The organism is Pseudomonas sp. IT-196MI5, from assembly GCF_949767415.1.
Taxonomy (GTDB): Bacteria; Pseudomonadota; Gammaproteobacteria; order Pseudomonadales; family Pseudomonadaceae; genus Aquipseudomonas.
In genome coordinates, this window is the sequence record NZ_CATKPZ010000017.1 from 53,283 (window position 1) to 62,133 (window position 8,851).

The 8,851-nt window shown below is 61.8% G+C and carries 4 protein-coding genes; all 4 read left to right on the plus strand.

Annotation, left to right across the window (positions count from 1 at the left end):
* A complete protein-coding gene (gene flgJ / locus ACM6IK_RS13440; protein WP_414874718.1) occupies positions 1 to 1,284 on the plus strand; it encodes a flagellar assembly peptidoglycan hydrolase FlgJ in 1,284 nt (427 codons plus the stop codon).
* Between the two features lie 10 nt (positions 1,285 to 1,294).
* The gene (gene flgK / locus ACM6IK_RS13445; RefSeq protein WP_414874719.1) at positions 1,295 to 3,340 is read left to right on the plus strand and encodes a flagellar hook-associated protein FlgK; all 2,046 of its coding nucleotides are present in this window, start codon (positions 1,295 to 1,297) and stop codon (positions 3,338 to 3,340) included.
* A gap of 13 nt (positions 3,341 to 3,353) precedes the next feature.
* Positions 3,354 to 4,925: a flagellar hook-associated protein 3 gene (locus tag ACM6IK_RS13450; protein ID WP_414874720.1), complete on the plus strand. Its 1,572-nt coding sequence runs from the start codon at positions 3,354 to 3,356 to the stop codon at positions 4,923 to 4,925.
* 115 nt (positions 4,926 to 5,040) lie between these two features.
* On the plus strand, positions 5,041 to 8,634 hold the full coding sequence (locus ACM6IK_RS13455; protein ID WP_414874721.1) for a glycosyltransferase: 3,594 nt from the start codon (positions 5,041 to 5,043) through the stop codon (positions 8,632 to 8,634).
* The last annotated feature ends 217 nt before the right edge of the window (positions 8,635 to 8,851 follow it).

The following is an 8,851-nucleotide window of genomic DNA, read 5'->3' on the forward strand; positions in this document are numbered from 1 at the left end:
GTGGATATGCGCAAGAGCGGTCTGGTCAGCAGCAGCGATTCGGGCTCCTATTCGGACCTCAATCGTCTGAATCAGCTCAAGGTCGGCGACAAGAACAGCGACGGCAATATGCGCAAGGCGGCGCAGGAGTTCGAATCGCTGTTCCTCGGTGAAATGCTCAAGTCGATGCGCTCGGCCACTGAAGCGTTGGGCCAGGACAACCCGCTGAATACGCCGGCAGCCAAGCAGTATCAGGAAATGTACGACCAGCAACTGGCGGTTTCCATGTCCCGCGAGGGTGGTGGTATTGGTCTGGCCGACGTGCTGATGCGCCAGATGTCGAAGAACAAACCCATGGCGCCGGGCGAGGCGGCGGCTGCGTCGCTGGCCAGGCAAGAGGCTGCCAAGGCGGCTGTGCAAACACCGGTGGCGGCAGGCACGGTCGCGCTCAATGGGCCGCTGTCGCGGGTCAATGGCCAGCGTCCGTTGTGGGCTTCACGTTCAGTCCATACGCCGCAAGAGGCGGGCGAGGGTGCCCATCGCAATGACATGGCGCTGATCAATCAGCGACGCCTGGCATTGCCGCCAAAGCTGGCTGATCGGTTGTTGGCCGGGCTGGTGCCTTCGGTGACGACCACGGCTATGACGACCAACAAAACTCAATTGCCAGGGCGCACAACGACTACCGGTTCGGGACCGTTGTACAACGGCGATTGGCTGGCGAACGCACAGCAATCCTCCGCGGGCGGCATGCAGATTTACGGTCGCGCCATGGCGCAGATTCCTCTGGCGCCACCGAAGAAAGCCTTCAGTTCCGCCGACCAGTTCGTCAACACCATGTTGCCGATGGCCAAGGAGGCGGCGGCCCGGATCGGTGTCGATCCACGTTACCTGGTGGCCCAGGCGGCCCTGGAAACCGGTTGGGGCAAGTCGGTCATGCGCCAGCAGGATGGCAGCAGCAGCCACAACCTGTTCGGCATCAAGGCCGGCAACAGCTGGCAGGGCAATTCGGCGCGGGCGATCACCAGCGAATTCAGAAACGGGCAGATGGTCAAGGAGACGGCCGAGTTCCGTTCCTACGACTCCTACAAGGACAGTTTCCATGACCTTGTGACTTTGCTGCAGACCAATAATCGCTATCAAGATGTCGTGAAGTCGGCCGATAACCCAGAACAGTTTGTACGCGAGTTGCAGAAGGCCGGTTACGCAACCGACCCGGACTACGCAAGCAAGATTTCGCAGATAGCCAGGCAGATGACGAGTTACCAGAACTACGCTGCGGCGGGCGTTTCAACGAATTTATAAGGTCTGAATCATGAGTTTGCTCAATATCGGGATGTCGGGGCTCAGTGCTGGCCATAACTCGTTGGTGACGACCGGCAACAACATTGCCAACGTCGACACCGCCGGGTACTCGCGCCAGCAGTCTGTGCAGAGCACCAAAGGCTCGATTCAGTACGGCAATGTGTTCATCGGCACCGGCACGACGCTGGCCGATGTGCGTCGCGTGTACAACTCGTATCTCGATTCGCAGCTGCGTACCGCGACTTCGCTCGACAGCGAAGCTACGTCGTACAACGCACAGGCCACGCCGCTGGACGCCACGCTTTCCGATTCCAACACCGGGCTGACCGGTGTGCTGCAAAAATTCTTCACCTCGATGCAGGGCGTTTCGACCTCGGCCACCGACGACACGTCCCGCCAGTCGGTGCTGACCGGTGCCCAGGCCCTGTCGGCCCGCTTCAATTCGATTGCCAAGCAGTTGAATGACCAGAACACCAACCTGAATGGCAGCCTGGGCGACATGGCGGATCAGGTGAACAAGCTGTCCGCCACGATTGCCACGCTCAATCAGAAGATTTCCGAGCTCTCCACCGGCACCAACCAGCCAAACGACCTGCTGGACTCGCGCAACGAAGCCGTGCGCCAACTGTCCGAACTGGTCGGTACCCAGGTGGTCGAGCGTGGCAACAGCTACGACGTCTACATCGGCAGCGGTCAGCCACTGGTGGTCGGCAACACCACCAATACACTGCAAACCGTGCCGAGCCAGGGTGATCCATCGCGCATCGCGCTGCAGCTCAACCGTGGTTCCAGCACCATCGACGTGACCTCGGTGGTCAGCGGCGGCGAAATCGGTGGTCTGCTGACTTACCGCAAGGAAGTGCTCGACCCTTCGCTCAATGAGCTGGGGCGCGTGGCGCTGGTGGTGGCCGACCAGATCAACAGCCAGCAGGCGCAAGGCATCGACAAGAACGGTGATTTCGGCGCGGCGATCTTCAACAACATCAACAGTGCCGCCCTGGTCAGCCAGCGCAGCATTGCCGCGGCGGGCAACAGTGCCGGCTCCGGCAACCTGGATGTCACCATCAAGGACACCGGCAAGCTGACCACCAGCGACTATCAGGTGACGTTCACCAGCGCGACCAACTACACCGTCAAGCGCTCGGACGGCACCGACCTGGGCGCGTTCAGCACCACGACGACCCCGGCCCCGGTGATCGACGGCTTCAGCCTGAACCTCAACGGTGGTGCGCTGAGCGCCGGCGATTCGTTCAAGGTGACACCGACCCGTGGCGCGGCGGCGAGTATCCAGACCGTGCTCACCGACCCGAAAAAAATCGCGGCCGCAGCACCGTTGACCGGCGTGACCAGTGCCAACAATACCGGCACCTACACCCAGCCGATGCTGACCAGCACCCTCGACATCTACAACCCGGCAGCCCAGGCAGAAATGCAGACCGCGCTCAAGTACTCGACGCCGGTCAAGCTGGTGTTCGGGGCGGCCAGCGGCGGTAGCCAGAGCTACAACATGGTCGATGCCAAGGGCAATTCGATCAGCACCGGCACCATCGTTCCCGGCCAGAGCAACACCCTGAACCTGAAAGTGGGCATGGTCGATGCCAGCGGTGCGCCGGTCATGGACACCAGTGTCACCCCGGCCGTGCAGAAGACCTTCACCGTGCAGACCACGGTCGGCGCCACGCCCGCCAGCGGCGAAAGCTTCACCATCAACCTGACCGGCGCGGCGTCTTCGGACAACCGCAACGCCCAGGCGCTGGTCGGCCTGCAAACCAGGCAGACCGTAGACACCGGCACGGCGAGCAAGGGCATCAGCCTGACCGATGCCTACAACAAGCTGGTGACCAACGTCGGCGCCAAGGCTGCCCAAGGCAAGTCCGACAGCGACGCCACGACGGCGATCCTGGACAACGCCAAAGGGGCACGGGATTCGAACTCCGGGGTCGACCTGGACGAAGAAACCGGCAACCTGGTCAAGTACCAGCAGTACTACACCGCGTCTTCGCAGATCATCAAGGCTGCGCAGGAAATTTTCACCACGCTGATCAACAGCCTTTAAGGAGTCGTAATTCATGCGCATTTCTACCGCCCAGTATTACGAAATCACCGCTGCCAACTACCAGCGCAACTTCAACAAGGCCATCGCCACCAGCAACGAAGTCAGTAGCCTGATCCGCGTCAACACTGCCGCCGATGATCCGATCGGTGCCGGTCGTTTGCTGCAACTGGGTCAGCAGAGCGCGATGCTTGAACAGTACGGCACCAACATCAACACTACCAAGAGTGCGTTGAGCCTGCAGGAAACGACGCTCGACTCCATCGGTACCGCTTTGCAGCGCGCCAAGGAACTGGCCCTCGCCGCCAGCAATGGCATTGCCACCGACGCGGACCGCAAGGCCTATGCGTCGGAGCTGGGCCAGATCCAGCAACAAGTGCTGGGCCTGATGAACGCCAGGGATGCCAACGGCAACTACGTGTTCTCCGGTTCGAAAACCGACACCGCGCCTTACTCGCAGAACTCGGACGGCACCTACAGCTACAACGGTGACCAGACCACCATCGACCTAGGCATTGGCGATGGCATGACGGTCGGGACCAATACCACTGGCTGGGATGCGTTCCAGCAGACCATCAATACCAGTCGCACCCAGACCACCATGACCGCTCCGGCGGTGGATGACGGTCGCGTGGTGTTGTCCAACGGTACGGTCGGCACCAGCTCCACCTACAACGCGAAGTTCACGGGCGGCCAGCCCTACACCGTCAGTTTCCTCAGCAGCACCCAGTTGAAGATCACCGACTCGCTGGGCAACGACGTGACCGCCGAAGCCAGCCAGAACGGCCTGATCAGTAACTCCAATGGCGCCAACCAGGCGGTGAGTTTCCGTGGCGTCGACCTGAAGTTGAACATCAACCTCAAAACCGGTGATACCAACCCGGATGCGGTGATCGCCGGTCACAGCTTCAACCTGTCTTCCACGTCGGACACCTTCAACACCTCGCGCAGCGCCGGTAACGCGTCGACCGCGGTCATCACCGGTTCCAGCGTGAGCAACCTGACGGATTACACCAACGCTTTCCCGTCGGGCGGGGCGATCCTGAAGTTCACCAGCGCCACCGATTTCGACCTGTATGCCGCGCCGATCACTGCCGACAGCAAGCCGGTGTCGTCGGGCACCGTGGCGGGCGGCAACGCCACTGCGGCGGGCGTAACGTTCGCCCTGGGTGGCGGCGTCCCGGCGTCCGGCGACCAGTTCGTGATTCAGTCCAACAACCATCAGACCCAGAACGTGCTCGACACCCTGGGCCAGATGATCACCGCGCTGAACACACCGATCGACGGCGACCCGGTGGCCAAGCAGAAGTTACTGGGGGCCATGGAGTCGGGAATGGGCAACATCGACAGTGCGGCCAACCAGATCGGCTCGGCCATCACCACGATCGGGGCCCGCGGTCAGGCACTGGATAACCAGGCCGCGACCAACGAAAGCCTGACCCTGGCGAACAGCACCAGCCAGAAGTCGATTCGCGACTCGGACCCGGCCGAAGTCATGACTCGCCTGACCTTGCAGCAGACCATGTTGCAGGCGGCGCAGCTGGCGTTCAGCAAGATTTCCCAGCTGGGCCTGTTCAACAAGATCTGACGGTGGTCGGGCGCCCGTGCGCCCGATGGCCTTGCCCCTTCAGTACTTATCGTCTTTTTTGCGGTAACAAAGGGCTCGCTTTTCAGGGCGGGCTCGCGCCGCCTGTGAGCCCGCCGTGAATTCACTTCCGCTTGTCAGCCTGGTCATTCCCGCCTTCAATCCACGCTTTTTCGGTCGTGCCCTGCACACGGCTGTGAACCAGAGCTACGGCAACCTGGAGATCATCGTTTGCGATGACAGTCGCAGTCACGAGATCGAAGACTGCGTGGCTTCGGTGGTTGAGCAGGGCGCAACCGTGCGCTATGTGCGCAACCCGCGCACCCTGGGGCTGGTGGGTAACCTGCAAGCCTGCCTGGAAGTGGCGCAAGGCGAGTACATCAAGTTTCTGTGTGATGACGACCAGTTGTTCTCGGCCTGCATCGAGCGTCAGGCCCAGGTGCTGATCGACTGCGCTGACGTCAATCTGGTCGTGGCCCAGCGCCTGCTGTGGGATGCCGACGACATGCCGCTACCGTCGCGCCTGGAAAACACTCCGCTGTCCCCGGTGGGCGGAGTGTTCAAGGGCGAGGACCTGCTGGCGATCTTCGAAAACTTCCCGGTCAACATCCTCGGCGGCTTCAGCAACGCGATGTTCCGGCGGGCTGACGTGCTCGAACTGTTCCCGGCACTGACGCAGCCCGGCCATTGCTTCGTCGCGACCCTCGATTTTGCCTTGTATGTCTGCCTGATGCGGCGCGGCAATCTGGCGGTGTCCAATCATGTGCTCGGCGTCGAGCGCTTGTACCCCGAGCGCCTGAGCGGCCAGCAGTCGATGAAAGACGCGGCCGAAACCGAGCGGCAATGGCTGTCGCAGATGCTCAAGGCCCGTGGCGGCGAATCTGCGCCGGCCCAGGGTTGGGTGCGCTATGTGCCTCTGAGCAAAGTGGATGAGTCGCCGCGGGTCTGGGAAGAGTTGCCGTTGAGCAGGACCCTGGGCACCAAGCAGACCACCCAGGATTGGCATGTCGGCATCGCCAGTGTCAGCTTCGCGCAACTGTATGCCCAGTGGCTGGCGTGCCGCACGCTCACCGACGGTCAGCGCGAGTTGCTGGCGGATACGCTGGAGGCTTGGCCAACCCGGCCCAAAATCGTTCCGGTCATCATCGATGAGCAAGGCAGTCGTTCGGCGCTGGAGCTCACTCTGCAATCGCTGGCGGATCAGGATTACGCCCCTGAACTGACACTGGTGCTGTCGGCATCGTGCACAGAGGCTGTGCTGGATGAGCGCGTGTTCCGCTTGCCGTTGCAGGACGACTGGCAGCAGCAGATCAACGCACTGTTGCCGCAACTGGAAGGCATTGGCTGGTTCTATCTGTTGCGCGCCGGTGATCGTCTGGTGGCGCCGGCCTTGCTGGTCATGGCTGAACGAATTGCGTTGTCGCGCACGCTGACTTGCCTGTACAGCGACGAAGGTGGACTGCATCAGGGGGAGTCGGCCGAACCCGCGTTCAAGCCGGATTTCAACCTGGACCTGATGCGCAGTTATCCCTACGTGGGGCGAGCGCTGGCGTTCGAGCGCGAGCAATTCCTGGCGTTGGGCGGTTTCGATTCGGTGTATGGCGAACTGGCGCCGCACGATGTGCTCTGGCGCATGGTCGAGCAAGGCGGCACGCACGTGGTCGGGCACATTTCGGAGGTGCTGCTGGAGTCGGCGTTCGACCTGGCCAAATGGCTGTCGCTGCCGCAAGTGATGGACACCAATCCGCGGTTGCTCGAGGCGCACTTGCAGCGTCTGGGTGTCGCCCATGACATCCGTGAGGGCAGCTCGGCGCTGCTCAATCGAGTCGACTATCGGCATGCTGATCGGCCGCTGGTGTCGATCGTGATCGTCAGCAAGGACCAGACCCTGGCATTGCAACGTTGTGTCGAGAGTCTGCTGGAGAAAACCGCCTACGGCGAATACGAGTTGCTGTTGGTGGACAACGGCAGCGAAAGCGTCGAGGCGCTTGACTGGTTCGCCGGCATGGCGCAATTGGGCAGCGAGCGGATCCGGGTGCTGCGCTGCGAGTTGCAGAGAAATGCGGCGGCGGTGCGCAATTTCGCCGCGCAGCAGGCCGCTGGCGACTACGTCCTGATGCTCAATCCCTACACGGTGATCACCCAGGGCGAATGGCTGGGCGAGCTGCTCAATCATGCGCAACGTCCGGAAGTCGGCGTGGTAGGCGCCAAGCTGTTCAACCCCGATGGCCGCGTGCTGCATGCCGGCCTGATACTCGGGTTGCAAGGGCCGGCCGGCGTGCCGTTCCACGGTGAGACGCTGCACGCGGCGGGCTACATGTACCGCTTGCAGGTCGCTCACAACTTCAGTGCCGTCGGCGGCGATTGCCTGATGGTGCGCAAGTCTGTCTTTGCTGCAATCGGTGGCCTGGATGAGCAGGACCTGGCGCAGTCCCTCAACGAAGTGGACCTGTGTTTGCGCGTCGGTCAGGAAGGTTATCTGGTGGTGTGGACGCCTCACGCGCAACTGGCGTTGGGCGCGCAGCCGGCGGTGGTTGCACAAGAGGGTGACCAGGCCCGGAGCGAGCAGGAGCAGGAAGTTTTCTATAAGCGCTGGCTGCCGATCGTGGCCCGTGATCCGGCCTACAACACCAACCTGGCGCTGCAGGGTTTGGGTGGGGCGAGCTTCAGTCTCGAGCCCGGCCTGCGATCCGGTTGGAGCCCGTTTTCCAGGGCTCAACTGCCGAAGATTCTCGCGTTGCCGGTCAATGCGTCGGCCATCGGCCATTACCGGGTCACGCAACCGCTGATTGAACTGGAGGCCGCCGGCAGGGCGCACGGGCGCATTCATTACAACCTGCCGACCATCATCGAAGTCGAGCGTCATTCGCCTGACGTGATCATCCTGCAGGGGCGCTATTCCGAAGGTCCGATCAACGAAATCCCGAGCCTGCAAAAATACTCCAGCGCGCGCCGCATCTATGAGCTGGATGACTTCGTGATCAACGTCCCGCACCGCAATGCGCATATCCGCAATATGCCGGGCAAGGATGAAATGGAAAAACTGGTGCGGCGCGCCATCGGCATGTGCGATCGCGTGGTGGTCTCCACCGAGCCGCTGGGTAACGCGCTGTCAGACATGCATCACGACATTCGCGTGGTGCCCAACATGTTGGCCTCGCACCTGTGGACCGATCTGCGCAGCCAGCGCCGCACCTCGAAAAAGCCTCGGGTGGGTTGGGGCGGCGGCACCAGCCACCACGGTGACCTGGCGGTGATCGCCGATGTGGTTCGCGAACTGGCCAATGAAGTCGACTGGGTGTTCTTCGGCATGTGCCCGGACGACCTGCGCCCGTACATGCATGAGTTTCATGGGGTGATCGGGCTGGACGTCTACCCGGCCAAACTGGCCAGCCTGAACCTGGATCTGGCATTGGCACCGCTGGAGTTCCACATCTTCAACGACTGCAAGAGCAACCTGCGCCTGCTGGAGTATGGCGCTTGCGGTTACCCGGTGATCTGCACCGAAACCCAAGCCTATCGCGGCTACCTGCCGTGCACCCGGATCAAGACCAACTCCACGGATGAATGGCTGCAAGCGATACGCATGCACCTGGCCGATCCGGACGCCAGCTATCGCATGGGCGATGAGTTGCGCGAGATCGTACTGCGTGACTACGTGCTGCGTGGCGATAACCTTCGCTACTGGGAAAACGGCTGGCTGGCGGATTGATCGTTCAAGGTGTTCCGCGCAAAGGCAGGCGACGTCAAGTCGCCTGCCTTTTTTTGCTTGGACCGGTTTAGGCATGGCCTCCTGTGGGCGCTAGCCTGCCAGCGAAGGTCGTCAACGATAACGCGGCAAACATGAATAAACGCGGTCCCCTGTAGGAGCCGGCTTGCTGGCGATGGTCGCCAACGATAACGCGCAAAGCCTGAATAAACGCAGTCCC

Bases quoted from the DNA above. Each gene is read 5' to 3' on its own strand.
- ACM6IK_RS13450 (WP_414874720.1), top strand. From the start codon at position 3,354: ATGCGCATTTCTACCGCCCAGTATTACGAAATCACCGCTGCCAACTAC.
- flgK (WP_414874719.1), top strand. From the start codon at position 1,295: ATGAGTTTGCTCAATATCGGGATGTCGGGGCTCAGTGCTGGCCATAAC.